This is a genomic window from Glycomyces arizonensis DSM 44726 (assembly GCF_000482705.1).
Taxonomy (GTDB): domain Bacteria; phylum Actinomycetota; class Actinomycetes; order Mycobacteriales; family Micromonosporaceae; genus Glycomyces; species Glycomyces arizonensis.
In genome coordinates, this window is record NZ_AXWO01000032.1 from 1 (window position 1) to 25,315 (window position 25,315).

The window sequence follows — 25,315 nt, forward strand, 5'->3', positions numbered from 1 at the left end:
GCTGATCCTGCCGGTCTGCTTCTCGGCGTGGAACCTCATCGTCTTGCGCACCTTCTTCATGACCAGCGTCCCCGGCGAGCTGATCGACGCGGCCAAGATCGACGGCGCCGGGGAGTTCCGGACCATGTTCAAAGTGGTGCTGCCGATGTCGAAGGCGATCCTGGCGGTCATCGGGCTGTTCTACGCCGTCGGCTACTGGAACACCTACTTCATCGCCGTGCTCTACACACCCGGACTGGAGACCAAACCCATCCAGGTACTGATCCAGCAATGGCTCATCGCCTCCACCCAGCCGGCCGGCCAGAACGCCGCCGCGGCCGCGGCCATCTCCTCGGGCATGGACAACGCCCCGGCCGCCTCACTCAAAATGGCCGCCGTCGTCTGCACCATCATCCCGATCGTGATCATGTACCCCTTCATCCAAAAACACTTCACCAAAGCCGTCATCACCGGCGCCATCAAAGGATGACCGAACCCGTCAGGCGTCCTTGCTCGACGGTCCTCACACCGGCCTCAGAGGCCTTGGCGGTCGAGGAAGTCCAGGACGGTGCGGTGCCAGGCGTCGGGCTGCTCCGCCATGAGGACGTGGCCGGCCTTGATCTGGGCGTACTCGGCGCCGGGGACGTGGTCGGCCAGATAGCGGTGGTTGGCCGGATCGACGAGCAGGTCTTCGGTCGCGGCGATCACCAGGGTCGGGACCGCGACGGAAGCGAGGTCGGCGGTCGTGTCGACCGCTCGGCCGAGGGCGACCTGGGCGGGGATGCCGTCGTGGACCCTCGCCGCGAGCGCCTCGACGGCCGCGGTGACCGCTTCGGGCGCCAGGCCGTTGGTGAAGTCCGCGCTGAAGGCCGCATGGAGCAAGAGCCGGGCGAAGGCGTCGTGGTCGCCCGCCCGCAGCAGCGCCGACCACAGGTCGAACGCCAGACGCAGCCGGTTGTCGGCCCGGGCGATCCCGGCGGCCAGCACCAGGCCGGAGACGCGGTCGGGGTGCCGCGTCGCCGCCCGCACCGCGACGGCGGTGCCCAGGGAGAAGCCGATGACCGCGAAGCGCTCGGTGGCGGCCGCATCGACCAGGGCGTCGGCGAGGCCGTCGAGGTCCAGTGGCGTGTCGTCGGTGGGGTAATCGGAGGCGGTGACGGTGTGGTCCTCGGCGAGCAGCGGGATGAGCGAGCCGAAGTTCGACTCGATGCTGCCTGCCGCGCCGTGGGCGAGGACGATGCCGGGGCCGGAGCCGGTGATCTCGGTGGCGAGGGCGATAGGGTTCGCGGAAATGTTCGTCATGGCGCCGACGTTATGGCTTCACACCAGTGTGAAGGTCCAGCAGAGGTGACGGAGGACATGATGTTGATCGGCGAGCTGTCGCGTCGGACGGGGGTGAGCGCCCGGCTGCTGCGCTACTACGAGGAGCAGGAGCTGCTGGTGCCGCAACGGGACTCGAACGGCTACCGCACCTACGCCGAGGACGCCCCCGCCGTGGTCGAGCAGATCCGGGGCTTCCTCGACTCCGGTTTGACCACGCGCGCCATCCGCGAGCTCATGCCCTGCCTGTGCGAGCAGGGCCTGCGGCACTGCGACCATTCCCGGGCGGTCCTCGACGACGGCCTCGACCGGCTCGAACGCCGGATCGCCGAACTCACCGAGCAGCGCGATCTCCTTGCCGAGCGGGTCGACGGGGTGGCGCGGCAACCGCTCAGGCCCGGACCGGGCTAGCTCAGTACGCGGCGGGGTTCGAACCCGGTCATCGCGGCGAGGGCGCGCCGCAGGGCCGCGGCGTCGGCGGGATCGAGGTCGGCGGTGAGGTCGGTGTCGATGGCTTCGGCGATCCGGTTGCAGGACTTGAGGAGCGCCGTGCCGTCGGCGGTGAGGGCGAGCACCTGGCGGCGGCGGTCGCCGGGGTCGCGCTCGCGGGTGAGGGCGCCGAGGTCCTGAAGCCGGTCGGCGAGGCCGACGAGGAGGCTCGGTGCGACCCCCATGGCCTCGGCCGCTTCCGCCTGCGAGCGCGCGCCCTGGTTCGCCAGGAGCGCGAGGAGGCCCGCGTGCTTCGGTTTCAGGCCGAGTGGGGCGATGCGGGCGGCGAACAGGTCGGTGATGGTGGTGCCGAGTACGCCGATTTGAAACGCCAGGGTGCCGGTCAGCTCAGCGGGCGATTGCTTGGACATGACGGCAATGATACATTGCAATAATGATTCACAATATGAATGATTCAACTCTTGCATCGAATGCGGACGCTCGCGTCCTGAGAGTCGCCCTGATGCTCAACCTGGTGCTCGCCACGGGCACCGCGGTTTCGGCGCTCCTCGCGCTGTGGCGACCCGAGCTGCTGCTCAACGGCACCCCGGCCGAGGCAGGCGCGGGGTTCTATGCGGCGGCGTACGCGGCGCGGGCGATCCCTCTGGGGATGGCAATCGCGCTCCTGGCCGGCGCGCGCGGGCTTCGGCCGCTCGAACCGCTGCTCCTCGTCGGCGCCGTCGCGCAGCTCGGCGACTTCGCCATCGCCGCGGCGGTCGCGAACCCGGGCATGGCGATCGGTTCGGCACTGTGCGCCGCGGGCCATCTCTTCGGCTGGCGGGCGCTCCGCGTCCGGCGACTGTCCGAGCGCCACCGGGAAGCCCCTGCTGAATCCGTGGTGCGGCAATAAGATTCGGACAACGGGAGGCTTCCTCGGCACGTCTGTCCGGGCGCGAGTATCTGACCGACGAGCAGCGGGAACGCCCGCGCCGGTGGGTCCCGGCCCGACCGCGGGCCGACCACCGGGCCGAGCCCGGCGTGGTCGGCGCGGGCCGGGTCGGCGATGCCGCGGAAGGGGACGTCGGTTTGCCGTCGCCTCCGGTCGGGTACATGCCGCGGCAAGCCAGTGAGGGACGTCTTGAAAGGCAGGTCGAGATGGCGTCGCGCACGATCAGCGTCTCCGGCCGCGATATCGACGTATCGAACCTGGGCAAGGAGTTCTACCCCGACGACCACGTCAGCAAGGGCGAGGTGATCGACCATTACCGGTCGGTCGCCGAGGCGATGCTCCCCCACCTCGCCGGTCGCCCGCTGACCATGCGCCGCTACCCCGACGGCATCGGCACTCAAGGCTTCTTCCAAAAGGACGCCTCGGACTACTTCCCCGACTGGATGCACACCGTCGAGGTGCCCCAGCGCGGCGGCGGCTCGGTCGACCACGTGGTGTGCGACGACGCCGCCGCACTGGCGTACCTGGCCAACCAGGCCACCATCGAATTCCACATCGCCTTGTCCACGATCGATGACCTGGATCGCCCCGACCGGCTGGTGATCGACATCGACCCGCCGCCCCAGACCCCGGTGGCCGTGCTCCGATCGGTGGCACGCCGAGCGCGGCACCTGTACGCCGAGATCGGCCTCACGCCGTTCGTGCAGGCCACCGGCGGACGCGGCTACCATGTGACCGCGCCGCTGGACCGCACCGCCGACTTCGCGTTCGTCCGCGACCTGGCCGCCGACATCGCCGACCGCCTCGCCGCGCGCGACCCCGACCTGCTGACCACGGCACAGCGCAAGCAGCGCCGCGGCGACCGGATCTTCCTGGACGCGGGCCGCAACGCCTACGGCCAGACCTTCATCGCGCCGTACTCGCTGCGCGCCAGGCCCGGCGCACCGGTGGCCACGCCCCTGGACTGGCACGAGCTCGGCCGATCCACCCCCGACGGCCACACCGCCGCGACGATCCGCAACCGCCTGGCGCAAAAAACCGATCCGTGGTCGGCCATCGACCACCACGCCACCGCACCAGACGCCGTCCGGAACCGGCTGGACACGATCGAACGCTGGTAAGCACCGCTCGCCGGGGCGGCCAACACCCCGACCCCGGGAGGCGGGCTGTGATTCGGGCTGTGTCAGGATGCGCAGTGGACTCACCTTTGCCTCTGAGAGGACACGGTTTCAATGCGACGTGTGTCAAGAATGGTCCGCCCCATCAACGCGGTGATGCAGCCGGCGTCCAACCGCCAAAGGAACGACGTCGACGCCGTCTTCGACAAGACCGTTCGCCGGGCCGAGGCCGCTTCGGGCGGCAGCGCCGCGGGCGACGAGGCCTTCGTCGAGGAATACCGCTTCCTGATGCGCCAGATCGCGGCCGTCCCAACGGTCTCGGGGCTCGGCTGGACGGGCATCGTCGGCGACATCCGCGGACGCATGACCAACCGCTTCCGCGTCCGCCGCCTGCTCGCCGAGCACCCCGAGATCGCCGACGAGCCGATCGAGCGGCCCATCATCGTCACCGGCCTGCCCCGCACCGCCACCACCCTCGCCCACAAGATCCTCGCCAGGCCCGAGTCCAACCGGGCCCCGCTGATGTGGGAGCTCCAGGCCACCGACCGCGCCGACATCGACCCGGCGATCCGTAAGCGCCGCATCAAGGTCGCCACCCAGGCGGCCAAGTTCGGCCACGGCTTCTCACCGGTGCTGCCACAGATCCACCCCATGGAACCCGAATCGCCCGAAGAGTGCGTCTTCGCGCTGCCCCACGGCCGCAACTGGCTGGTGTGCTTCCGCATGCCCGGATACCGCGACTGGCTCGCGTCGCACGACTTCCTGCCCGACTACCGGTACTACCGCCAAGTGCTCCAGGTCCTCCAGTTCGGCGGGCCTCGGAAACGCTGGGTCCTCAAGTCCCCGTACCACATGGAGCACCTCGAGTCCCTCCTGAAAGTCTTCCCCGACGCGACGATCATGTGGACCCACCGCGACCCGGGCACCGTCATGGGCTCGTGGTGCTCGCTCATGGAGACCGGCGTGGCCCTGTGCAACCGCGAATACGATCCCCACCAGATCGGCCGCGACTGGCTCGAGATGCTCGGCGACATGGTCCGCATCGGACGCGACGTGCGCGCCAGACTCCCGCGCGAGCGCGTCGTCGACGTCTCCTACCACCAGCTCACCGCCAACCCCTACAGCGAGCTGCCAGGCCTGTTCGCGAAGCTCGGCATGCCATGGACCGGCGCCGACGAGGACAACCTGCGCGACGTCCTCGCCCGTCCGGGCATGAAGCGCGGCCACGAGTACAGCCTCGCCCACTACGGCCTCGACGTCGACATGGTCGACCACACCTTCGGCGACTACGTCCGCATGGTGCACAACATGCGCGGCTGATCGTGAATGGAGGGGGCCTTGCCGCGTGTCGCGCTCTCCGGCGCTCGGACGGCTGCCGCTGAAGCGAGGGCGTCGCGGTCCCGCACTTCCGCAATAAAAGTACACCTCTTGGTGAATACACAGATCAGTGTATTGTTCAGTCATGGCTGTACTCACATACGGGGAGGTGCTGGCCCGCTTCGGTCACGCCCTCTCCGACCCCACCCGCTCGCGCATCCTCCTGGCCCTGCGCGACGCCCCCGGCTATCCCGCCGATCTGGCCGAGACTCTTGGCGTCTCGCGGCAGTCGCTGTCGAACCACCTCGCCTGCCTGCGCGGGTGCGGGCTCGTCGTCGCCGTCCCCGAGGGCCGCCGGACCCGGTACGAGCTCGCCGACGCGAAGCTCGGGCACGCCCTGACCGACCTCCTCGGTGTGGCCCTGGCAGTGGACCCCGAGGCGTGCGAGGCCACCGCCGAGGAAGGCTGCTGCTGATGGCCCGGCTCCCTCTCGCTCCGATCACGCCCGGCCGCCGCGATCGCCTCACCCGCATCGTGCGCGCGCTGGTCGCCGCCACGATCACCTACAACGTCGTCGAAGCGGTCATCGCCCTGTGGGCCGGGACGCTCGCCTCCTCGACCGCGCTGATCGGCTTCGGCCTCGACTCGGTCGTCGAGGTCTCCTCGGCCCTCGCCGTCGCCTGGCAGTTCTCCGCTCGCGACCACGCGGCCCGTGAAGCGCGCGAGCATCGCGCCCTGAAGGTCATCGCCGTGTCCTTCTTCGCCCTCGCCGCCTACGTCACTTACGAGTCGGCCACCGCCCTGTACTCCGGTCACCAGGCCGAGCACTCTGCCGCGGGAATCGTCCTTGCCGCGGTCTCCCTCGCGGTCATGCCGTTCCTGTCCTGGGCCCAGCGGCGCGCGGGCCGGGAACTCGGATCCGCCACCGCCGTCGCCGACTCCAAGCAGACCCTGCTGTGCACCTATCTGTCCGCCGTCGTGCTGGCCGGCCTGGTCGTCAACAGCCTCTTCGGCTGGTGGTGGGCCGACCCCGTCGCCGCCCTCGCCATCGCCGCCGTCGCCGTCAAGGAAGGCCGCGAAGCCTGGAAGGGCGACAACTGCTGCGCCCCCGCCGGTCTCGCCGCGACCGCCGACAGCGCCGAGGACGCCGGGTGCGCGGACGGATGCTGCACCCCGTCACCGGCCGCCGCGCCGCCCGCCCCGCTCCGGCTCGGACGCGAGGGCGGCAGGGTCGAAGAGTCCTCGCCGCGTCCGCTCTAGCAGTCGCACCCGGCGGCTTCGGTGGCGTTGGAGAGTCCGGCGAGGGCGCGCATGGGGGCGGTGAAGGCGTCGCAGCACAGCGCGTAGACGTTGCTGCGGCCCTGAGGCGTCACGGTGACCAGGCCGAGTTCCCGGAGCGGTGCCAGGTGGTGCGAGACGAGGGTCTGGGCCAGGCCGGTGGCCTCGGTGAGCTCGCGCACGGTCCGGTCGCGTTCGGACAGCAGCAGCACGATCGCGAGCCGGTTCTCGTCCGACAGCGCTTTGAACTGGGGTGCGAGGTCGCGGGCGCGGTCGATCAGGGCCCCGTCGGGCCCGGCGGCGACCGGCTTCGGCTTGCGATCGATCTGGGTGTCCATCCGTCAATTAAACCACGGAACTTGCCATCAACAGTAGATACTGATATTACTTAGATCAGTTGATGCAGTCGCGAGACGCGCGACCGCTGCCGATACCGGAGGACACCATGTCGAACCTCGAAGGCTCCCGCATCCGCACCGTGGCCGTGATCGGCGCGGGCCCGGTCGGGCTCGCCGCCGCCGCGCATCTGGTCGAGCGGGGCCTGACCCCGATCGTGCTCGAGGCCGGGGACGGCCCCGGAGCGGCGATCGCCCAGTGGGGGCACCTCCGCCTCTTCTCGCCGTGGCGGTTCGACATCGACCCCGCCGCCCGCCGCCTCCTCGAAGCCACCGGCTGGACCGCGCCGGACGAGGACCGGCTGCCGACCGGCGCGGAACTGATCGAGGACTACCTGGCGCCGCTGGCGAAGGCCCTCGACGAGCACGTCCGCTACGGCACCCGCGTGACCGGTGTCGCCCGACTCGGTGTGGACAAGACCAACACGATCGACCGGGACGGGCGCGCCTACCTGCTGCGCACCGCCGCAGAGGCGGGCGTCGAGGACGTCGTCGCCGACGCGGTCATCGACGCCTCCGGTGTCTGGGCCCACCGCAACCCGCTCGGCGCGCACGGGCTTCCCGCCGTCGGTGAAACCCCCGACGCGCCCTGGCAGGCCGGACCACTCCCCGACGTGCTCGGCTCCGAGCGGGACCGGTTCGCGGGCAAGCGGACCCTGGTCGTCGGGGCCGGCCACTCGGCGGCGAACACGCTCCTGCTCCTCGCCGAGCTCGCCGAGACCGAGCCGGGCACGAGCGTGATGTGGGCGATCCGCGGCACCGACCCGGGCAAGGTCTACGGCGGCGGCGCTGCCGACGCCCTCCCCGCGCGCGGCACCATCGGCACCCGCCTGCGCTCACTCGTGGAATCGGGCGCGGTCGAGCTGGTCACCGGCTTCACCATCCGATCGTTCACCACCCGCCCCGACGGATCGGTGGCGATCCGCGGCGCGACCGGCAGCCTCGCGGTCGAACTCGAAGTCGACAACATCGCCGCCGCCACCGGATTCCGGCCCGACCTGGAGATGCTGCGCGAGGTCCGCCTCGACCTCGACAGCGTGGTGGAGGCTCCGGCGCAGATCGCGCCGCTCATCGACCCGAACTTCCACTCCTGCGGCACCGTCCCCGCGCACGGCGAGGCCCACCTCACCCACCCGGACGCGGGTTTCTACATCGCGGGGGTCAAGTCCTACGGCAGGGCCCCGACGTTCCTCCTCGCCACCGGGTACGAGCAGGTCCGCTCCATCGCCGCCGCCCTCGCCGGCGACCGCGAAGCGGCCGACCGGGTCGAGCTCGACCTGCCCGAGACCGGCGTCTGCTCCTCTTCACGGGCCCTCGATGCGACCAGCATCGCCGACGCCGCCGAGGCGTCCGGGTGCTGCGGCAGCACCGCGACCGCCGAAGCGGACGAGGCCGACTCCGGGTGCGACACCGACGCGTCCGCCTGGGGCACGCCCGCGTCCAAGGAGCCGGTGGCGGTTCCGGCCCGGGGTCTGGCGACCGGGGTCCCGCACGGCCGGGCCGGACAGCGCATCGAACTCCCGCAGGTCAAGGCCAGCGGCGGCGGCTGCGGCTGACTGCGGGGAAATGCAGTGTCCCGGTTCGGGGCGGGCGGGGCGGCGGCTGCCGACTGCCTAGACACTTGTCAAAATAGACGCATGTCGAAACAGCACCTGCCGCTCGTGGACGACGCGGGCTGCCGGGTCCCGCTCGTGGCCGAGCCGCTCACCGCCGCGCAGGCCGAGAGCCTCGCGCCCGCGTTCAAGGCCCTCGGCGACCCGGTCCGGCTGCGGCTGCTGTCCCTCATCGCCTCACACGAGGGCGGCGAGTTGTGCGTGTGCGACCTGACCGACGCCTTCGACCTCAAGGCCCCCACCATCTCCCACCACCTCAAAGTCCTCAAGGCCACCGGCCTGGTCACCGCCGAGCGCCGCAGGGGACGGGTCTGGTACGAGGACCGGTTCCTGCCGAAGATCGGCCCGTTCGCCCTCTACGGACTGCTGTTCACCATCGTCGTCCTCTTCGCCCTTCAAGGTGAGGCGATCATCGCCCGGCCCTGGGACGTCGTCCGGATAGCCGTCCCGCTGCTGGTGTACTTCGGTCTCATGTGGGCCGGGTCCCTCGCCCTCGGCAAGGGCATCGGCCTGGGCTACGAGCGCTCCCCGACGCTCGCGTTCACCGCGGCGGGCAACAACTTCGAACTCGCCATCGCCGTCGCCATCGCGACCTTCGGCGCCGCCTCCGGCCAGGCCCTCGCCGGTGTCGTCGGGCCGCTGATCGAAGTCCCCGTCCTCGTCGGCCTCGTCTACGTCAGCCTGTGGGCCAGGCGGTTCTTCCCCGCCCTCGAACTCCGGGCGGCCAAGTCATGACCGAAACCGGCAAGCCCGAAGGCAAAGGAACACCCGCCATGTCCGCCAAGCCGTCCGTCCTCTTCGTCTGCGTCCACAACGCCGGCCGCTCCCAGATGGCCGCCGGGTGGCTCACCCACCTCGCGGGCGACCGCGTCGAGGTCCGCTCCGCCGGTTCCGCCCCCGCCGATCAGGTCAACCCCGCCGCCGTCGAGGCCATGAGAGAAGTCGGCATCGACATCGCCGACCAGAAGCCGAAGATCCTCGCCATCGACGCCGTCGAGGCCTCCGACGTGTGCATCACCATGGGCTGCGGCGACGCCTGCCCCGTCTTCCCCGGAAAGCGCTACCTCGACTGGAAACTCGACGACCCCGCCGGGCAGGGCGTCGAGGCCGTCCGCCCCATCCGCGACCAGATCAGAATCCGCATCGAACACCTCATCGCCGAACTCCTCCCCAGCGATCAGCCGACTCGCCACTGAGTTGCGGCCGCCCTTGACCTGACTTGACTGCCGTAGCGGCCGACTCGGCGCGACGCGGCACCGCGAAGCCGCCGCAGGACGTCCTCGCACCTCTGCTCGAACGCGGCCCGCCAGGTGGAGAAGCGCGGGTCGAGGAAGGGCCCGAAGCCGGTGCCCTTGATCGCGTCGAGTTCGGCGTTGCGGGCGCCGAGCTGCTCCCAGTAGTCGGCCAGCTCCCCTGGTGAGAGCGCTCCCTCGATGATGCCGATGTTGTCGGCGTCGATGCAGGGCATGAAGAAGTAGGGTGCGTCGCACACCTCCAGGCTCGTGTCGGCGAACAGGACCTCGGGGACGGGGGCGTCGGTGTGCTCACGGATGAGCGCGAGGGAGGCCAGTTCGATGTCCATGGCCCCTTGCTCGTAGGTCATCACCTCGACCCCGGGCGGGGGCGCGATCTTGAGCACGACGTCCCGCCCGCCGCGCAGCCGGATCTTGTAGGCGACGTTGAACCAGCCGTGGCCGAGCTCCTCGGCGAAGTCCTCGCCGGCCGGGACCCGGTCGGGCCCGAACGCTTTGGCGATCATGGCCTTGAGGGTTTCGGGGGTCTGGCGGTTCTCGGTGATGCTCTCCATCGGGGTTCCTCCGCTCATGGACTGGTGGACGGTGGTGCGGGTCAGGTGCCGATCGCGGTGATGCGCCGGACGGCTTCGGCGACGACCTGAGCGTCGTGGGGCTCGGTGTCGAGGGCGCGGTGAATGGTCAGGCCCTCGATGAGGGCGTCGACCATGCGAGCGGTGGCGGGGTCGAAGTGGCGCTCCAGAGCGGTACGGGAGCGGGTCATCCAGGCGTTGGTGAGCGCCCGGAAGGCGGGCTCGCGGGCGGCGAGGGTGTACAGCTCGTGAGTGAGGACGAGGTCGCGCGGGGAGGCGAAGACGGTGTCGGCGATGATCGCGACGACCGCTTCCACGGCGTCTTCGCGAGTGGCGACCGCTGCCATGTGCTGCTCGAACTCGTCGCTCACCGCCGTCGCGAAGCGGGTGAACGCCTCCTGGAGCAACTCGTCCATCCCGCTGAAGTGGTAGGTCATCGAGCCCAGCGGGACATCGGCGGCGGCCGCGACCCTGCGGTGGGAGGTGCCGGCGACGCCCTCCTCGGCGATGACGTCGAGGCAGGCGTCGATGATCCGCTCGCGGCGGTCGGGATCATGGCGGCGCCGCCGCCCCGGCTCACTCATGGCCGGTCCCCAGCGTGCGGATCACCTTGGCGGGATTGCCGACCGCGACGACATCCGCGGGGAGGTCGCTGGTGACGACGGCGCCCGCGCCGACCACGGTGTTGTCCCCGATGGTCACGCCGGGGCAGACGATGACGCCGCCGCCGAGCCACACGTTGTCGCCCAGCGTAATCGGCTTGGCCGCTTCGAGCTTGTCGCGCCGCGGCCCGGCCTCGACCGGGTGGGTGGGAGTCAGCAGCTGCACGTTCGGCCCGATCTGGCAGTCCTCGCCGATCGTGATGGCGGCGACGTCGAGCGCCATGAGCCCGAAGTTCACGAATGACCGCGCCCCGATCCGGAGGTTGGAGCCGTAGTCGACATACAGCGGCGGGCGGATGAAGACCTCCTCGCCAAGCTCGCCGAGGAGTGCGACAAGGTGCCCGCGGGCGGTGTCGTAATCCTCGGCGAACGCGGCCCGGTACCGCTCGGCGAGGACCGCCGCGCGCCGCATCAGCGCCTCGAGTTCGGGGTCGTCGGCGATATAGAAGTCCCCGGCCAGCATCCGCTCACGCATCGACCGATCGTCACCCGCGAAATATTCACCGTCCACCATGAGGACGACCGTACACGAGTTGCGTACGATTGTACCCATGACCCTGCCCCTGCGGCGATCGAGGCAGTGAACTGACCGCTTTCTCCTGTTCAAGCTGCGAGGCCTTCGAGGCAGGGTCGCTTTGCAAGCGCCCCTGTGGACGGCCACCGGGGCCGCCCGCTCGATGCGATCACCGCCTACGTCGAGCAGCGCCTCGCGAACATCGAGCAGTACCCGGCGATGACGTCGCTCCACACCGAGGTCCCTCGGCTGGGGCCTCATCCGGGCCCTCCTCCAGATCGAGGTCGGCTACTCGGGCGAGATGGGATGGGCCGGAGGCAAAGCCGACTGGAAACCCTTCGGCGAGGCCACGCTGCGGCGACTCCTCACCTGACCCCGCTCAGCATCTGCCGATTTCACTGCAACGGGACGGCCCGGACCTCAGCCTCGTGGCGGATCCACCACGGCCCCGCCGTCGCCACTGAGCCTTTCCCGGCAAGGCTCTCGTGACTGCTCGTGATGAGATCCCCTGAGGTGCAACGAAGCCCTGTGGCGCGGGGGGATGCCTGAAATGACGGCCTTGGCGCGCTTCCGGTGCATTGGAGGACCATGGGGGCTTCGGTCGTCGCGTCGTGCGGCCTTGGCGAGATGCGGTCGATGGCCCTCGCTACGGTGGTGCTGTGACCGATGCCAGAACCGCTGCCGAAGCGTACTTCCACAGCCTTGAAGCCCGTGACTGGACGGCCTTGACCGGCCTGCTCGCCGAGGAGGTGGTCTACGAGATGCCCCAGACCCGGGAACGCATCACCGGCCGCGACAGGTTCCTCCGATTCAATCAGGAGTACCCCGGCGACTGGCATCTGGCCGTGTACCGCCTCGTCGCCGAAGGACGGCGGGCCGCTGCCTGGATCGATGCGCGGGTGGCGAAGGAACACCAGGACGCCTGCGTCTGGCTGGAATTCGACGAGGCCGGACGGGTCGTCCGCGTTGTCGACTTCTGGCCTGAGGCATACGAGCCACCGGCCGGGCGGGAGCACCTCGCCGAACGCTACTGAACCACAGCCCGCTGCGGTTCATCGGCATCACACCGGTACCAGCGCTTCCGGCTCTCGCCCACGCCCTGACGAAGCCCTCTGGTGAACAATGGAGTCACCGCACAACACCGTTGCCCCACAACGGCTTCGCTTGTCCGCCAATGTCACATGCCGCTGTGTCCTGCCGGTCGACCGGGAGGTCGTCACCTGGAAGCTCATGCAAAAAGCCGCTTTCGAGCGACGGCGGTGCATCTGGAGTTCGAGCACGATCTGCAGCGTCCGGTCGGCCTTGCGGAGCGGACGGCGGTAGCCGGTCTTCAGGACTTTCCACGACCGCGGGCGCGCGATGCTCCGCTCAACGACCCAGCGGCGCCGGTTCGACCTTTGACCAGGACGATAGTCGCGAAGAAGGCCGGAATGCGGTACCGCCACGGGAACGCCGACAACGGGACGAAGAAGAACGAGTCCTCGCGCTCGTAGGCAATGCGCTGTCCAGTTCGCGGGTCGACATCGACTTCAGGTGTCTGCCGCAGCCGTCGGTTGCACCACCACAGGCCCGCGGCCCCGACAAGGCTGCCGAGCAGCCAGCCGAGGGCGGTCGCCCGTGACTCGCTCAGCGGCGCTGGCTGGAAGCGTTCGACCAGGCCTCAGATCAGAAGTCCCGGAACAAGAGCGACTGTGCCGCTGCCTTGCCGAATCACCATGCCATCGCCCTGTGACCCGGCCTTCCGAGCCGCCTACCGGCTGATGGAGCATCATGAGCCTCGATCATGACCAGGCTTCGCATACGAACCGGCCGTTGCACCCAACGAAAGCCGCGGTCCGCGACATGGCCGACCGTCTTTACCGTTCGGGGTCGATCGCCCTCTCGGGGATCGAGTACTCCAGGGTGCTGGAGTCGTCGCAGCAGGAGTCGGCGGCGTTCACGGCAGCGGTGATCAACGGGTGCCACCGGTTCCGCGCCTCGCAAGGTTGTCGTCGAAATCGAGCACCAGCTGTGCTCCCCTCCTTCCGGCTCTTCGTGGTGATGTGCGGGCGGGTTACCAGGGGATATAGCAAGGGCACGCCGTTCGCTCCAACTGAAGGAGGGCCGGCGCACGCAGCGGCCCCTGCGGCTACCGGAAGTCCCTGGAGCCGCCTGTCGGCGTCTGCAGGTCAAGCGGTCCCAGCTTGTCGGCGATGAGGTTCGGCATGGCGCCGTCGATCGCGTCGGCGGCGTGCTCGACGGTGCCCCGGATGCGCATGGCTTTCGCGCCTGCCGCTACCGTTCGCCAACGCGCCCATAGTCCCGGCGTGCAGATGACGTTGCCGATGCCGGTCTCGTCCTCGATGCTCAGGAAGGTCACGCCCCGGGCGGTCGGCGGCCGTTGCCGGTGGGTCACCACACCGGCGATCTCGACGCGCGTCCCGTCCGGGATGCCCGGGAGGCGGTCGATGGGGACCACGCCCGCGGCGGTGAGGGCTGCTCGTGCGAGCGCGATCGGGTGAGTGCGGGTGGACAGGCCGAGCCCGGCGTAGTCGGCGCGGGCCAGTTCGGCGCGGTCCATGCCCGGCAGGGTCGGGGCTGGGGCGGCCGGTCCGGTGCCGGGGATCATGCCGGGCCCCTCGCGCACCACTCCGGCGGTCCACAGTGCCCGTCTGCGGTCGGGTTCGAGGCTCGCCAGGGTACCGGCGATCGCCAGGGCTTCCAGGTGCGCCTTGCCGAGACCGGCCCGGCGGGCCAGCTCGGCGATGTCGCGGAAGGGCGCCTCGGTGCGGGCGGCGGCGATGCGTCCGGCCGGGTCGGGGCCGAGTCCTTTGACCTGGTCGAGCCCGAGCCGGATCGCCGCGGTCCCCCGCGCTGGGAAGACCGGCGCGGTGCCGGTGTCGACGAGGGACGCGATCGGGCCGCTGGCGTTCACGTCGGGGGCGAGGACGGTGATGTCGTGGCGCCCCGCGTCGGCGATCAGCGATGCCGGGGAGTAGAAGCCCATCGGCTGGGCGGCGAGGAGTCCGGCGTAGAACGCGGCCGGGTAGTGGCATTTGAGCCAGGCCGAGGCGTAGACGAGGTGGGCGAAGCTGGCGGCGTGGGATTCGGGGAAGCCGAAGTCGGCGAACGACTTGAGCTGTTCGAAGATCTGGTCGGCCTGCGCGCCGGTGATGCCGCGTTCGGCCATGCCGGTGTAGAGGCGCCCCTTCAGCTGCTCCATGCGCATCGTGGAGCGTTTGGCGCCCATGGCGCGGCGCAGCCGGTCGGCCTCGCCGCCGTCGAACCCGGCGGCGTCGATCGCCATGCGCATCAGCTGCTCTTGGAACAGCGGCACGCCGTAGGTCTTCTCGAGTGCGGCGTGGAGGATCTGGGGGACCTGGTCGCGCCAGGGTTCGCCTCGGCGGCGACGCAGGTAGGGGTGGACGGCGCCGCCTTGGATCGGGCCGGGCCGGATGAGCGCCACTTCGGCGACGAGGTCGGCGAACTCGCGGGGCCGCAGCCGCGGCAGTGTCGCCATCTGCGCGCGGGATTCGACTTGGAAGACCCCGACGGTGTCGGCCCGGCACAGCATGTCGTAGACGTCGGTGTCGTCCGGTGGGAGCATCGCGAGGTCGATCCGGTCGCCGTGGGCCTCGGCGATCAGGTCGACCATGTGGTGCAGGGCTTCGAGCATGCCCAGGCCGAGCAGGTCGAACTTCACCAGTCCGGCGTCGGCGCAGGCCTCCTTGTCCCACTGGAGGACGGTGCGGCCGGCCATGCGGGCCGGTTCGACGGGGACGATCTCGGCGACCGGCTGCTCGGTGAGGACCATCCCGCCGGGGTGGATGCCCAGGTGCCGCGGGAGGTCGGCCAGTTCGGCGGCGAGGTGTCGGACGTCGGCGGGGAGGCCTTCGGTCTCGGCGGGGTCGAGCCCGTGCCAGTGATGCAGCCGCTTCGACCACGCCACGGCCTGGTCGTGGCCGTATCCGAGGACTTTCGCCGCGTCGCGGACCGCCGAGCGCGGCCGGTAGGTGACCACGTTGGCCACCAGCGCGGCCCGGTCACGGCCGTACTTGCCGTACACGTACTGGATGACCTCCTCTCGTCGGCCGGACTCGATGTCGATGTCGATGTCGGGTGGGCCGTCGCGCTCGGTTGAGAGGAACCGCTCGAACAGCAGCCCGAAGGCGACCGGGTCCACGTTGGTGATGCCGAGGGCGTAGCAGACCGCGGAGTTCGCGGCCGACCCGCGCCCCTGGCAGTAGATGTCGTGCTCGCGGCAGAACGCGACGATGTCGGCGACGATGAGGAAGTACCCGGCGAAATCGAGCCCGGTGATGACGCGCAGTTCGCGGTCGAGTTGCCGCCACGCCCCCGCGACCCGCTCGGCCTCGGGCGGCCCGTAGCGCTCACGCGCCCCGGCGATGGTCAACGTCGCCAGATAGGAGACGTCATCGTGCAGGCCGGGGACGGGGAAGCGGGGCAGGCGGGGGGCGAGCAGCTGGAAGTCGAACGCGCACTCGGCACCGATTCGGGCGGCTTCTGTGACCGCTTCGGGGACGTCGGCGAATCGCAACGCCATCTCCTCGCCGCTGCGCAGATGCGCACCGCTGCTGGCGGGCAGCCACGGGTCGACCTGGTCGAGCGTGCACCTGGCCCGGACCGCCGCTAGCGCGGCCGCGACCTTCGATCGCCGCGGCTCGGCATAGTGGACGTTGCCCGTCGCCACCACCACAACACCGCAGCGGCGGGCGACCGCGGCGAGGGCTTCGATCCGCTCCGCGTCCTCGGGCAGGTCATGGCAGGTGACCTCGACGGCGACGTTGCCGGGCCCGAACCATTCGGCCAGCTCCCGCAACGCCTGCTCGGCGGCCGCGGCGCCACCGGTCTCGAGCGCGGTCGTGACCGGGCCTTTGCGGCAGCCGGCCAGGACCATCCAGTGCCCACCGGCGTGATCGGCGAGCCGGGCCAGGTCGTAGCGGGGCAGGTCCTTCTCACCGCCGGCCAGTTTCGCCTCGGTGATCGCCCGCGAGAGCCGCCGGTACCCGACCGGGTTACGGGACAGGACGATGAGGTGCTGCCCGGCGGGGTCGGCCTGGCCGCGCCGGGCCCGGTCCATGCCGAGGTTCAACTCGGCGCCGAAGACCGTGGGCAGGGCGTGCTCGGCGGCGGCCACGGCGAGCTCGGCGACCCCGTACAGGCCATCGTGGTCGGTCAGTGCCAGGCCGCGCAGACCGAGCCGGACGGCCTCGGCAACGAGTACGGCCGGTGAGTCGGCGCCGTCGGCGAAGGAGTAGGAGGAGTGGCAGTGCAGTTCGGCGTACTCAGTCATACCAGCCGACCACGCTCCACCGTCCGCTCTCGACATACAGGAGCGCGGCGCGGCCGTCGGCCAGCAGCACCTGGAGCCGGGCGTAGCGGCGGGCCCGCTCCGGGTCCCACCAGCGTTCGGTCACCGGCCACGGCCCGGCCCACGCGAGAATCGGGGTCCGCTCGCCGTCCACGGCCACCAGTACCGGAGCGGCCGACAGGTCACCCCGGGCGGCCACCGCGACGGCGGACCCCGCCGCGTCGAGCACGGCGACGTGCTCGCCGGTTCCGGCCCGTGTCGGGAGCGGGTCGGGCAGGGCACCGGGCCACGGCCGCGTCCGATGCGGCGGGACGGTCTCGCCCCAGGGGATCTGGTCGTACTGCTCGGCCAGGTCGCGGCCGCCGGCTTGGAGGACGATCCGCAGGTTGTCGGGCCCGAGGAGGCCTTGGGCGTGCCGCAGGGCGGCCTCGGCGCGGGCGGTGGCGGCGTCCTTGGTCTCCCACAGGCCGCGTCCCGCGTCCATGATGTTGAGCAGGCCACCGGGGGCGAGCTCGATCGCCGCGAGCGCGTCGGTGCCTCCTGCGGTGAGCCAGCCGTCGAGCTGCCAGCGGACCCGCCGCGCCAGGTCGACGGCGTCGGCGGTGGGATCGACCTGCCAGGTGCGCTCCCGCGCCAGGCCGCGCACCGTGTGGGCGGTGACGGTCACACGCGTGCAGGCCAGGCCCCGGCCGGTGAGGGTCGCCAGGAGCCGTTCGGCGAGCGGGCGGGCGGCGAACGCGGCCTGCTCGACCGTCGCGTAAGGCTCGGCGGCATCGACGCGGACGGTCAGCTCCGCCTCGGCCCGCCGGAGCGCGAGCGGACGGGCCAGGTCCCCGGCCGCCAACTGCTGTGCCTGGCGAGCCGCGGCGCCGAACCGCTCGGCCACGGCCGCGCCCGGCAACGCGCAGAAGGCGCCGAGCGTGCCGATGCCCAGGTGCCGAAGCGTCTCGACCGTCTCCTCGTCGACCAGACCGGTGGCCGTCAGGTTCGCGATGTCGAGCGGCGCGAGGAACGCCGCGTCGCCGCCGGGCGGGACGATCCGGCCCGTCCCGGCGGCCATCAGGGCGGCGAAGAGACCATCGGCGACACCGGTGAGGCAGTCCTGGTCGACCAGGCCCTGGACGGTGTCAATGAGCGCCTCGCAGAAGACGGCCTCGTCCCCGGCCAGGGGCCGCAGCGGGATCGCCACACGACCGGGTTCGAGGACTTCGATGTACGGGGTGATGCGGTCGAGTGCCTCAAGCACCGGCTCGAACGCGGCCTGGTCCTCGCTCTCCCAGTCCGGCAGCCAGGCCACGACCGTGCGGGCGGGCGTCATCGGCGCCTCCGCAGATCGATGACGTTGCCGGGCCGGTCGCCGCCGTAGGGCCAGATGGTGGCCTGCCGCGAGGCGCCGCCGCGCCACCTGGCGGCCACCTCCAACCCGCAGGCGTTGAGGCGACCGGCGCCCCATCGGCGCCCGGTGTTGGCGCGCAGGCCCTGCCAGTGCGCCCCGGTCACCTCCAGGCGGGCGTCGGCTCCGGCGACGGGCCGGGTCTGCCACCACACGATCGCGGTCCCCGAACGGCGAGCCCGGGCGGTCAGGCGACGCTCCTGTATGGGCGTGAACGCCGCGCTCGGCGCCACCAGGACCGGGACGCCGCCCGCCAGGGCTGCGGCCGCATCGAGCAGCCGCGGCCCGTCCGCCTCGACCAGGACGAGCCGCGCCAGGTCGACACCGGCCGCGGCCGCCGCTGACGGGTACATCCCCGACAGGCCGACCACCGCGCACCACGCCCCGGCGCTGGTGGGGCCCGCCAGCAGACGCCACAGCAGCGACGTGGCCCCGACCCGTGCCGCGGCGAGCGCGGTCGCCGCGGCCAGGCCGCCGTAAGGCAGGAGCCGGGCGATGTCGGAGGTGACCGGCACCATGGACCGAGAGGAGGTGACGACCCCGCCAGACGCCCGCTCGGCGGGCGCGAGCTCGCCTGCCGTGCGCAAACCGAGCTGGGCGGCCAGCGCGGCCGCGGTCACGTCCTTCGACACCTCGACCCCCGTGAAACATCGAACGTATGTATGAGTTCAACATACCGATCTGAGTCAGCGGCGCAAGATCAAAAATCTGTCGAATCAATCTCAACGCCACGCTCCCTACGGCCGCAGGTTCTCGAGCCCTGAGCCGGCGGGCGTTTCTCATCAGGAGTGACGACGCGAAACCACCCAACGGCCGCGCCGGCCAGCCTCCGCATCTGCCAGCAAGGAGGAGACCCTGCCTCGGCGTGTCGCACAATGTCCGTCGACGACCTCACCGGCACCTGCGCCGAGCCGACCGCCCTGGCGGGCTGCGCCCGATCCCAGCGGGCCCGCGCGAGACCGACGGATGCCACCGGCTCTACCGAGCGGTGATCGTTCGCATGCGACATCACGAACCGACCCGCGCCCACGTCGTCCGCCGAACCGAAGACGGCAAATCCAAAAAGGAGATCATCAGGTACCTGAAGCGTTACCTCATCCGGGAGGTCTACCGAGCGAGGAGGGTGCGGACCTGCTCGGCCAGCCCGCGGATGTCCTCAAGGCCGAAGGCCACCCATTGCAGGAGGATGCCGTGGATGAGGGCGATGGTGACGCGGGCGGCGCCTTCGGGATCGATGGCGGCGGACACTCGGCCGGTCTCCTGGCCGCGCCGCAGGGCCGCGCTGAGGGTGTTGCGCACCTCGTCGAACCCGCTCACGGCCTCTGCTCGTAGCTGTGGGTGGCGCAGGAGCTCGCCCCATGTCTGGACGGCGCATCGGAAGAGCTCCGCGACCGATGTCGGCGTGGCACCGGCGGTCTCCTGGTGCATCGGCTGTACCGCGAGGTCGACGAGGTCGGCGATGCCCGCGATGGTGGTCCCGCCGACGCCCTCGGCCGCGTCGATCACCGGGTCGAAGACCGATCGGAACGCCTGGCGGGCGATCTCGAGGATGATCTCCTCTTTGCTCGCGAAGTACCGGTAGGGCGCCCCGGTCGAGACGCCGGCCTCGGCCGCGATGTCGGGCATCGAGGTCTGGTGGAAGCCGTCTCGCGAGAAGCAGCGCCGAGCGGCCGCAACGATGTCAGCGCGGCGCGCCTCCCGGTTCGCGGGCGTGAGTCGTGGCATGGGCTACTCCAGGGACGCAATCCAAAATGAATGATCGTTCACCTTGACAAGGCTAGCATCCCGAGACACCATCAAAGTGAACAACCATTCACGGATGACTTGGGGGCATCTCATGACCGAGCCGAAATTGACACTCGGCACCTACCACTACGAGCACACCGACGCGCTGTTCGACGGCAGCGTGGGCGTCGAGGGATTCGACGCCGACGTGAGAACCGAAGGGCTCGTCTCCGACCTGTTCCACCACATGGTCCAGGGCGGATACCACGCGGCCGAACTCGGCCTGACCTACTTCGTCCGGCTGTGGAACACGGCGGAGTCGCCGTTCTTGGCGCTGCCGATCTTCCCCAACCGCAACTTCCGCCACGCCTCGGTCTTCGTCCGCGCCGACAGCGGCATCGAGAAGCCGCAGGACCTGGCCGGGAGGACGGTCGGCGAGTTCGCGCTGTGGGGCCACGACCCGGGCGTGTGGATGAAGGGCGTCCTCGCCGACGAGTACGGCGTCACCGCCGACCAGTGCAGCTGGGTCATCGGCGGCACCAACTTCCCGATCCCGCCGTTCGCGTGGATTCCCCAGCCGGTGCCGGACAACGTCACGGTCCGCCACGCCGGTGACGGGCAGACACTGGGGGCGATGCTGCTCTCCGGCGAGATCGACGCCCTCATCTCGGTCGACGTGCCCCAGCAGATCCTCGCCGGTGACCCGCGGGTGCGTCGCCTGTGGGTCGACTACGAGGCCGTCGAGCGCGACTACTACCGGCGCACCGGCATCTTCCCGATGATGCACGTGGTCGCCATCCGCAAGGACTACCTCGCCGACCATCCCCAGGCGCCCAAGGCGATCTACGACGCGTTCCTTCAGGCGAAGGACGCGAAGGCCGCCCACTACCGCGCCCAGGCCTCCAAGCAGCACATGGCCCTCATGACGCCGTGGTTCAGCGAGCTGTTCGCCGAGAACCTGCGGACACTGGGAGAGGACTGGTGGCCCTACGGTGTGGAGAAGAACCGTACCGCCGTCGACACCTTCCTGCGCTACGCCCACGAGCAGGGCCTGGTACAGGAACTGCTGACCTGTGAGGACATCTTCGTGCCCTCGCTGCTGGAGTCCTGATGCCGCTCGACGGGACGAGCAGGGCCTCGCCTTTCTCCCGGCATCACAGCGGGAGACCAGCCGCCTGCTGCTCGGCCTGGCATCGGGCCGTCATGGATGCTTTCCTGCCTGGGTCGCCGACCAGTGCCTTGTGCCGGTTGCGGCGTCCGGAGCCTGGTTTCGAGGATTGCGGCGCCTGGTCGGAGCGGGCAATGAGCCGGGGACGGTCCAGCTCAGGGTCTGTTCGAGGAACCGGAAGGCGTGCTCGACGTCGAACCCGCGCAGCCAAGCCGACCAGAGCGCATCGAGCAGATCAGTGTCGAGGCCGCAGGCGCAGATCCAGAGCCAGCGCGGCCGGGGTGTGCCAGTGAGCGGGAGTCGCTCGGTCGTAAGGCGTATGAGGGCGCCTTCGTGACCGGCGGCATGGAGCCCGATGAGGCGGCCGTTGTCTTCGGGGTCTCGAAGGACTCGATCCGCAACTGGCAGGCCCGCTTCGAGGCCGGCGGCTTCGACGCGCTCCGCTCGGACCGGCCCGGCCGCCAGACCGGGGAGGGCACCAAGCTCACGCCCTCCGAAGAGCAGGCCCTGATCGGCGCCGCCATCGATTACGGTCACCGCTCCCACGAGGCAACCATCTCATGGCGGGTGGGAGCCGGTGGGCGGTGCATGGTCGAGTTCATCGAAACGCATCCAGCGGCCTTGACACCGGGCCTACGGTCAGCATCCCGCTTCCCGCCCCGGCCGGCTCGCCTATCGCAGGGGCGAGCGCCGCTTCGACCTTCCTCATCATCGCCTTGTCGCCCAAGGTGACCGCCGCTCGACCGGTGAGCGCCCACATCGCCTCCATGAGCAGATCACCCGTCGGCACCGGCGTCCGACGCAGCGCGGCTCGCGCCGCTTCGCGGCGTCCCGCCTCCAGTAGGAGCAGCGGCCGTACCCAGGATGAATATGGGCCCCAATCGGTATCGTCCCCGAACCGCAGCGGCCGACCGTGCTGCAAGCGCAGACACAGCAAAGCCAGCGACATCGCCCACCGCTGCACGTGCTGGAAGACGCCGGACTGCCGCGCCGCCTTCGAGGCCGGGGACGACGGCGGCGAGACGCTCCTGGCCATCGGCGAGGCGAAACTGAACGAGACCATGGGCAAGGCACATCTCGAACGACTCGAGCACCTCCGCGGCCTGCTGTCGAACCGCTTTGACACCGAGCACACGAAACTGGCGCTGTGCAGCACTCGGCCGACCGCCCGGACGTGACCCTACTCGAACTCGCCGATCGGTACGACGGCCGAGCGGGATCTTGACCGAGCAGGACCGGCCGCTCCCGCGTGACCGCTGGCGAGTGCTCATGGTCGATGCCGGTATTCGCGTATACAACAATGGCCGAGGCCGGGGACCCCGGGCAGGCGGTCCCATCGGCGTCAGCACAAGCCCTGGAGTCAACGCCTTTTGTCCCGGCTTGACGGGCGCATGTCGCAGGTGTGGGGATCGGCAGTGAGTGTTTCCATCGTGGAGTAGCTTGCCGCTCTATGGGCTCGTTTCGCGCAGGATGCCGCTTGGCCCGCTCGGGAAGTTCAGCGGGAGTCCTGAACAAGCGTGGGCGCAGGCCAGGGATTCGGTGAGGCCTCAGCGAAGCGCGTGCTTCGGTTCCGGAATCCGCACGTCGGGCCGGGCAACCCGGTTGGACACTGGCCGGTCGAGTCGATCTGGACTGTAGTCGGGCAGGACCCAAGGCGAGGGCGGCCCCGGCCGCTGGGGCCGGGACCGCCTGACATCCGCTCGCCTGTCAGCCGATGGTGCAGGTCAGGTCCGGAGCGGTGTTCGAGCCGCCGTACGTGGCGTTGAACCCGAACGAAGTGGACTGCCCGGAGGCCAGCGTGTCATTGTAGGACGCGCCGGTCGCGGAGACCGACGATCCGGACTGGCTCAGCGTGGCCGACCAGCTGTTGGTGACCTGCTGGTCGCCCGGCCACGTCCAGCTGACCTCCCACGATCCGGAGCCGCCGGTGCTGGCAACCTCGACGTTGGCGGTGAAACCCCCACCCCAGGCGTTGGCGACGGTGTAGGTGGCGGTGCACTCGCCGTCGGCCGGCGGGTCGGTCGGGTCGTCGGTGGGATCGTCACTCGGGTCCTCGGTCGGGTCCTCGGTGGGGTCGTCGGTCGGGTCGTCGCCCGGGTCGGGCTGCGAGCCGCCGCCGAACCACACGTCCGAGCAGGAGTAGAAGGTCTGGTCGAAGTGGCTGGCCTGCCAGATCACGTAGACCACGTGGTGCCCCGTCCGACCAGGCGCGCTGACCGGGATGTCGACCGGCTCGCCCGGCTGGTAGACGCCGGTCTCGACGACGCGCTCGAGGTCGCCCCAGTCGAGCGCGTCGGTGGTGGCGTCGTACCCCTGCCGGGTGACGTACACCCAGTAGTAGTCCGCGCCGTGCGTCGCCTGGTCCTCGTAGTGGAGTGTGAAGTCGTTGTCGAGCGAGGTGGTGTGCCAGTTCCCCGGATTGTCAAGCGAGGCGTACTGGGCGTTGTCCCCGGAGCAGAGCTTGTTGTCCGGGATGAGCTGCTCGTGCTGCCCCTGCATGCCCTCGCGGAGCAGGCTCATCCAGCTCCACATGGTGTTGGGGTTGGCTTGGAAGGCCTGGTAGCACATGGGGTCCTCGGTGGCCATGTCGGGATTCATGTGGTCACTTCCCCAGCGTTCCCAGCAGCTGTACTGCCGCGACGCCGGCGAGGTCGCCGTGCCGTGTGCGGAGGCCGCCTGGGTGGTGAAGAACAGCGCCGAGGCACCGGCCATGGCCGCCACCGCGAATGCCAGGATGAGGCTTCTGAGGCGGTGTTTTCTCGATCTGAGCATGATAGCGCTCCCAATAAGATGCTACATTGACATCTATAAATGTAATATAGATATGCCGGAAATGGAAACGTCCCCCGTCAGCAGCGCCGGAGGATGCGAGACCACCACCGGGCGCCGTCGGAAGCGAGGCGGTCGCCCTCGCGGAAGTCACTGCGCCGCCATGCTTCGCCCCTCGCATCGGACGACGTCACCGCCCAGGCGCTGAAGAGCGCTCCGGGTCGGCGTCGCCGGCCCCGTGAACCGCTGCGGCACCATGGCGCTTCGCCAGCGGGGCGGCACTCGCAGGTTGAAGTCGTCGCTCGCGCCTCTGAGGACGAGGGCTTCGACCCGCTTCGACGCGGGTTCGAACGCGTCGAGGGCGAAGAACTTCGTGTCGGCGGTGAGGGCCAGCGTGTTCCTTCTGACGCCGAAGTACAGGACGAGCCCGCGATCGGCCCCGTCGTTCCAGGTGAAGGTGCTCGGCGGTACCGGCGCCTCGCCGTCAGGGCCGGATTCGGCGTGCGCTTCGAGCTCCGGGCCCGTCGCCCACCATCGCGGGTTGTAGACGCAGTCCTCCAGGATGGTGATCCCGCGAGCGTTTCCAACGGCCGCTTTCGACCCGCGCTGCTCCTCGGGGGGTACGAGGCGTGCCGGCAAGCGTTGAGCATCGCCCGATGCGTGTCCTTCAGGAGTCCCCAGAACGATTCCGTCCGCAGACGGACGCCGATCGGCGCCGTCTGCGAGCAGTTCGCGACGGAGCGCACGTTGCCGCGGTCCCCATTGGAGTAGATGAGGAACATGGAGTTCCCATCATGGAGGGTCGGCTCCCCGATCACCACCGAGAACGCCGTGAAGATCGCGGAAGAGGGCGTCGCGCCGCGCGCCTTGTAGATCTTGGCGACAGCGGGAAGCAGCGCGGGCGGACGCAGGCCTCCGGAGCGGTACCGCGGTGTCTCGGCCCGCTCGCGCCTTCCCCAGAACATGGCGGAGGGGACGTTCCGGAACTGCTCGGCATGGTGTGCCAGGCACCGTTCGCCGTGCCTGACCGCGGCGGGCCTTCGCTCGTACCGAAGCCGGTCGCTGGGCCGCCATGCGCCCGCGTACGCCGGGGCGGGGCCTTCCGCGGCAGGTTCCAGGAGCGCTGCCGGCTCCTTTCGGAACGCCTGCATCCCCAAGCCGTCCGCCGCCGTGTGCGACAGTCCGATGGCGACGCTTTGCGGCTCCTGTCCCAGGTGAACACCATGGCCTTTATCAGCGGCCCTTCCTTGAGGTCATAGCGATGGTCTCGCGGTGCCCGCATCGCAAGGACCGACCAGTGGCCCGGATGGGGGTCGTCGGTCTCATCGACGTCCACGACGAACGTCCCCTGTGCGATGACCTCCTGTGTCGGATTCGTGCTCTCCACGTCCGTGGAGGTCTTCTGGCTGTCCGGCTCGGTAACCACTGCGCCGAAGCGTCGACCTCAGCAAGAGGCGGAATCGGGTCCGCGAAATCGGGCGCACCGAGGACTTCGGAGACGCCAGAGCTTTGACTCCGGCGAGGATTACAACGTCGAGTACGGGCGCCAC

At 70.1% G+C, this 25,315-nt stretch carries 26 protein-coding genes; 14 read left to right on the forward strand and 12 right to left on the reverse strand.

The genetic code is table 11. The features are described from left to right. Nucleotides 1-469 (forward strand): carbohydrate ABC transporter permease (locus tag H613_RS0118325; RefSeq protein ID WP_026924224.1); only part of this gene is annotated, 469 nt, incomplete at its 5' end. Nucleotides 470-513: 44 nt separating this feature from the next. Here H613_RS0118325 and H613_RS0118330 read toward each other — a convergent pair. Beyond that, nucleotides 514-1,281, reverse strand: coding sequence for an alpha/beta fold hydrolase (locus tag H613_RS0118330; protein WP_026924939.1), 768 nt, complete (start codon nucleotides 1,279-1,281; stop codon nucleotides 514-516). 57 nt (nucleotides 1,282-1,338) lie between these two features. Here H613_RS0118330 and H613_RS0118335 point away from each other — a divergent pair, with 57 nt between their 5' ends. Next, nucleotides 1,339-1,710, forward strand: a complete 372-nt coding sequence (locus H613_RS0118335) for a MerR family transcriptional regulator (protein ID WP_245598606.1) — start codon at nucleotides 1,339-1,341, stop codon at nucleotides 1,708-1,710. Here H613_RS0118335 and H613_RS0118340 read toward each other — a convergent pair. Further along, entirely contained in the window at nucleotides 1,707-2,159 is a 453-nt protein-coding gene (locus H613_RS0118340; protein ID WP_026924941.1) for a MarR family winged helix-turn-helix transcriptional regulator, read from the reverse strand. The genes H613_RS0118335 and H613_RS0118340 overlap by 4 nt on opposite strands. Before the next feature lie 92 nt (nucleotides 2,160-2,251). Between H613_RS0118340 and H613_RS27565 the strand changes: the two genes are divergently transcribed. From H613_RS27565 to H613_RS27570, 5 genes are all read left to right on the forward strand, one after another. Then, a complete protein-coding gene (locus tag H613_RS27565) occupies nucleotides 2,252-2,638 on the forward strand; it encodes a hypothetical protein (protein WP_051393538.1) in 387 nt (128 codons plus the stop codon). A gap of 245 nt (nucleotides 2,639-2,883) precedes the next feature. Beyond that, nucleotides 2,884-3,798, forward strand: coding sequence for a non-homologous end-joining DNA ligase (gene ligD, locus H613_RS0118350; protein WP_035738535.1), 915 nt, complete (start codon nucleotides 2,884-2,886; stop codon nucleotides 3,796-3,798). Between the two features lie 129 nt (nucleotides 3,799-3,927). Then, nucleotides 3,928-5,115: a sulfotransferase family protein gene (locus H613_RS0118355; RefSeq protein WP_051393539.1), complete on the forward strand. Its 1,188-nt coding sequence runs from the start codon at nucleotides 3,928-3,930 to the stop codon at nucleotides 5,113-5,115. 142 nt (nucleotides 5,116-5,257) lie between these two features. Next, nucleotides 5,258-5,587, forward strand: a complete 330-nt coding sequence (locus tag H613_RS0118360; RefSeq protein WP_026924944.1) for an ArsR/SmtB family transcription factor — start codon at nucleotides 5,258-5,260, stop codon at nucleotides 5,585-5,587. After that, nucleotides 5,587-6,372, forward strand: coding sequence for a cation diffusion facilitator family transporter (locus tag H613_RS27570; RefSeq protein WP_084546758.1), 786 nt, complete (start codon nucleotides 5,587-5,589; stop codon nucleotides 6,370-6,372). Before H613_RS0118360 ends, H613_RS27570 begins: the two co-directional genes overlap by 1 nt. Here H613_RS27570 and H613_RS0118370 read toward each other — a convergent pair. After that, nucleotides 6,369-6,728: an ArsR/SmtB family transcription factor gene (locus H613_RS0118370; RefSeq protein ID WP_035738537.1), complete on the reverse strand. Its 360-nt coding sequence runs from the start codon at nucleotides 6,726-6,728 to the stop codon at nucleotides 6,369-6,371. The two genes, H613_RS27570 and H613_RS0118370, sit on opposite strands and share 4 nt — an antisense overlap. 107 nt (nucleotides 6,729-6,835) lie before the next feature. Between H613_RS0118370 and H613_RS0118375 the strand changes: the two genes are divergently transcribed. The 3 genes from H613_RS0118375 to H613_RS0118385 all read left to right on the forward strand — a co-directional run bounded on the left by H613_RS0118375 (nucleotide 6,836) and on the right by H613_RS0118385 (nucleotide 9,594). Beyond that, complete coding sequence (locus H613_RS0118375; protein ID WP_026924946.1) at nucleotides 6,836-8,341, forward strand: FAD-dependent oxidoreductase; 1,506 nt, start codon at nucleotides 6,836-6,838, stop codon at nucleotides 8,339-8,341. Between the two features lie 81 nt (nucleotides 8,342-8,422). Next, nucleotides 8,423-9,133 carry a metalloregulator ArsR/SmtB family transcription factor gene (locus H613_RS30295; protein ID WP_084546759.1) on the forward strand — a complete coding sequence of 237 codons (711 nt, stop codon included), beginning with the start codon at nucleotides 8,423-8,425 and terminating at the stop codon, nucleotides 9,131-9,133. Between the two features lie 38 nt (nucleotides 9,134-9,171). Then, nucleotides 9,172-9,594, forward strand: coding sequence for an arsenate reductase ArsC (locus H613_RS0118385; protein WP_026924947.1), 423 nt, complete (start codon nucleotides 9,172-9,174; stop codon nucleotides 9,592-9,594). Here the strand turns inward: H613_RS0118385 and H613_RS27580 are convergent. The 3 genes from H613_RS27580 to H613_RS0118400 are packed head-to-tail and all read right to left on the reverse strand — an operon-like array spanning nucleotide 9,576 to nucleotide 11,360. Next, complete coding sequence (locus tag H613_RS27580) at nucleotides 9,576-10,205, reverse strand: phosphotransferase family protein (RefSeq protein WP_051393540.1); 630 nt, start codon at nucleotides 10,203-10,205, stop codon at nucleotides 9,576-9,578. The two genes, H613_RS0118385 and H613_RS27580, sit on opposite strands and share 19 nt — an antisense overlap. Nucleotides 10,206-10,246: 41 nt before the next feature. Continuing rightward, complete coding sequence (locus tag H613_RS0118395; RefSeq protein ID WP_026924948.1) at nucleotides 10,247-10,807, reverse strand: TetR/AcrR family transcriptional regulator; 561 nt, start codon at nucleotides 10,805-10,807, stop codon at nucleotides 10,247-10,249. Beyond that, a complete protein-coding gene (locus H613_RS0118400; RefSeq protein WP_281171205.1) occupies nucleotides 10,800-11,360 on the reverse strand; it encodes a sugar O-acetyltransferase in 561 nt (186 codons plus the stop codon). Before H613_RS0118400 ends, H613_RS0118395 begins: the two co-directional genes overlap by 8 nt. A 698-nt stretch (nucleotides 11,361-12,058) precedes the next feature. Here H613_RS0118400 and H613_RS0118410 point away from each other — a divergent pair. Continuing rightward, nucleotides 12,059-12,433 carry a nuclear transport factor 2 family protein gene (locus H613_RS0118410; protein ID WP_026924950.1) on the forward strand — a complete coding sequence of 125 codons (375 nt, stop codon included), beginning with the start codon at nucleotides 12,059-12,061 and terminating at the stop codon, nucleotides 12,431-12,433. A gap of 1,094 nt (nucleotides 12,434-13,527) precedes the next feature. On the opposite strand, the gene H613_RS27585 is transcribed toward H613_RS0118410, so the two are convergent. From H613_RS27585 to H613_RS0118445, 4 genes are all read right to left on the reverse strand, one after another. After that, nucleotides 13,528-16,692: an error-prone DNA polymerase gene (locus tag H613_RS27585; RefSeq protein WP_211234881.1), complete on the reverse strand. Its 3,165-nt coding sequence runs from the start codon at nucleotides 16,690-16,692 to the stop codon at nucleotides 13,528-13,530. Next, nucleotides 16,685-18,028, reverse strand: coding sequence for a DNA polymerase Y subunit UmuC family protein (locus tag H613_RS27590; RefSeq protein WP_051393542.1), 1,344 nt, complete (start codon nucleotides 18,026-18,028; stop codon nucleotides 16,685-16,687). Before H613_RS27590 ends, H613_RS27585 begins: the two co-directional genes overlap by 8 nt. Continuing rightward, entirely contained in the window at nucleotides 18,025-18,735 is a 711-nt protein-coding gene (imuA', locus tag H613_RS27595; protein ID WP_051393543.1) for a DnaE2-dependent mutagenesis accessory factor ImuA', read from the reverse strand. Before imuA' ends, H613_RS27590 begins: the two co-directional genes overlap by 4 nt. Before the next feature lie 475 nt (nucleotides 18,736-19,210). Next, nucleotides 19,211-19,828, reverse strand: a complete 618-nt coding sequence (locus H613_RS0118445; protein ID WP_026924951.1) for a TetR/AcrR family transcriptional regulator — start codon at nucleotides 19,826-19,828, stop codon at nucleotides 19,211-19,213. A 112-nt stretch (nucleotides 19,829-19,940) separates the two neighbouring features. On the opposite strand from H613_RS0118445, the gene H613_RS0118450 reads away from it, so the two are divergent. The 3 genes from H613_RS0118450 to H613_RS30305 all read left to right on the forward strand — a co-directional run bounded on the left by H613_RS0118450 (nucleotide 19,941) and on the right by H613_RS30305 (nucleotide 22,174). Continuing rightward, on the forward strand, nucleotides 19,941-20,939 hold the full coding sequence (locus H613_RS0118450; RefSeq protein WP_026924952.1) for a periplasmic binding family protein: 999 nt from the start codon (nucleotides 19,941-19,943) through the stop codon (nucleotides 20,937-20,939). A gap of 240 nt (nucleotides 20,940-21,179) precedes the next feature. Next, nucleotides 21,180-21,728, forward strand: a complete 549-nt coding sequence (locus H613_RS30300) for a helix-turn-helix domain-containing protein (protein ID WP_084546760.1) — start codon at nucleotides 21,180-21,182, stop codon at nucleotides 21,726-21,728. Nucleotides 21,729-21,742: 14 nt separating this feature from the next. Next, complete coding sequence (locus tag H613_RS30305) at nucleotides 21,743-22,174, forward strand: hypothetical protein (RefSeq protein ID WP_084546761.1); 432 nt, start codon at nucleotides 21,743-21,745, stop codon at nucleotides 22,172-22,174. Between the two features lie 529 nt (nucleotides 22,175-22,703). On the opposite strand, the gene H613_RS0118465 is transcribed toward H613_RS30305, so the two are convergent. Next, nucleotides 22,704-23,768: a lytic polysaccharide monooxygenase auxiliary activity family 9 protein gene (locus tag H613_RS0118465; protein ID WP_026924954.1), complete on the reverse strand. Its 1,065-nt coding sequence runs from the start codon at nucleotides 23,766-23,768 to the stop codon at nucleotides 22,704-22,706. A 147-nt stretch (nucleotides 23,769-23,915) separates the two neighbouring features. Further along, nucleotides 23,916-24,404, reverse strand: a complete 489-nt coding sequence (locus H613_RS0118470) for a hypothetical protein (protein WP_026924955.1) — start codon at nucleotides 24,402-24,404, stop codon at nucleotides 23,916-23,918. Between the last annotated feature and the right edge of the window lie 911 nt (nucleotides 24,405-25,315).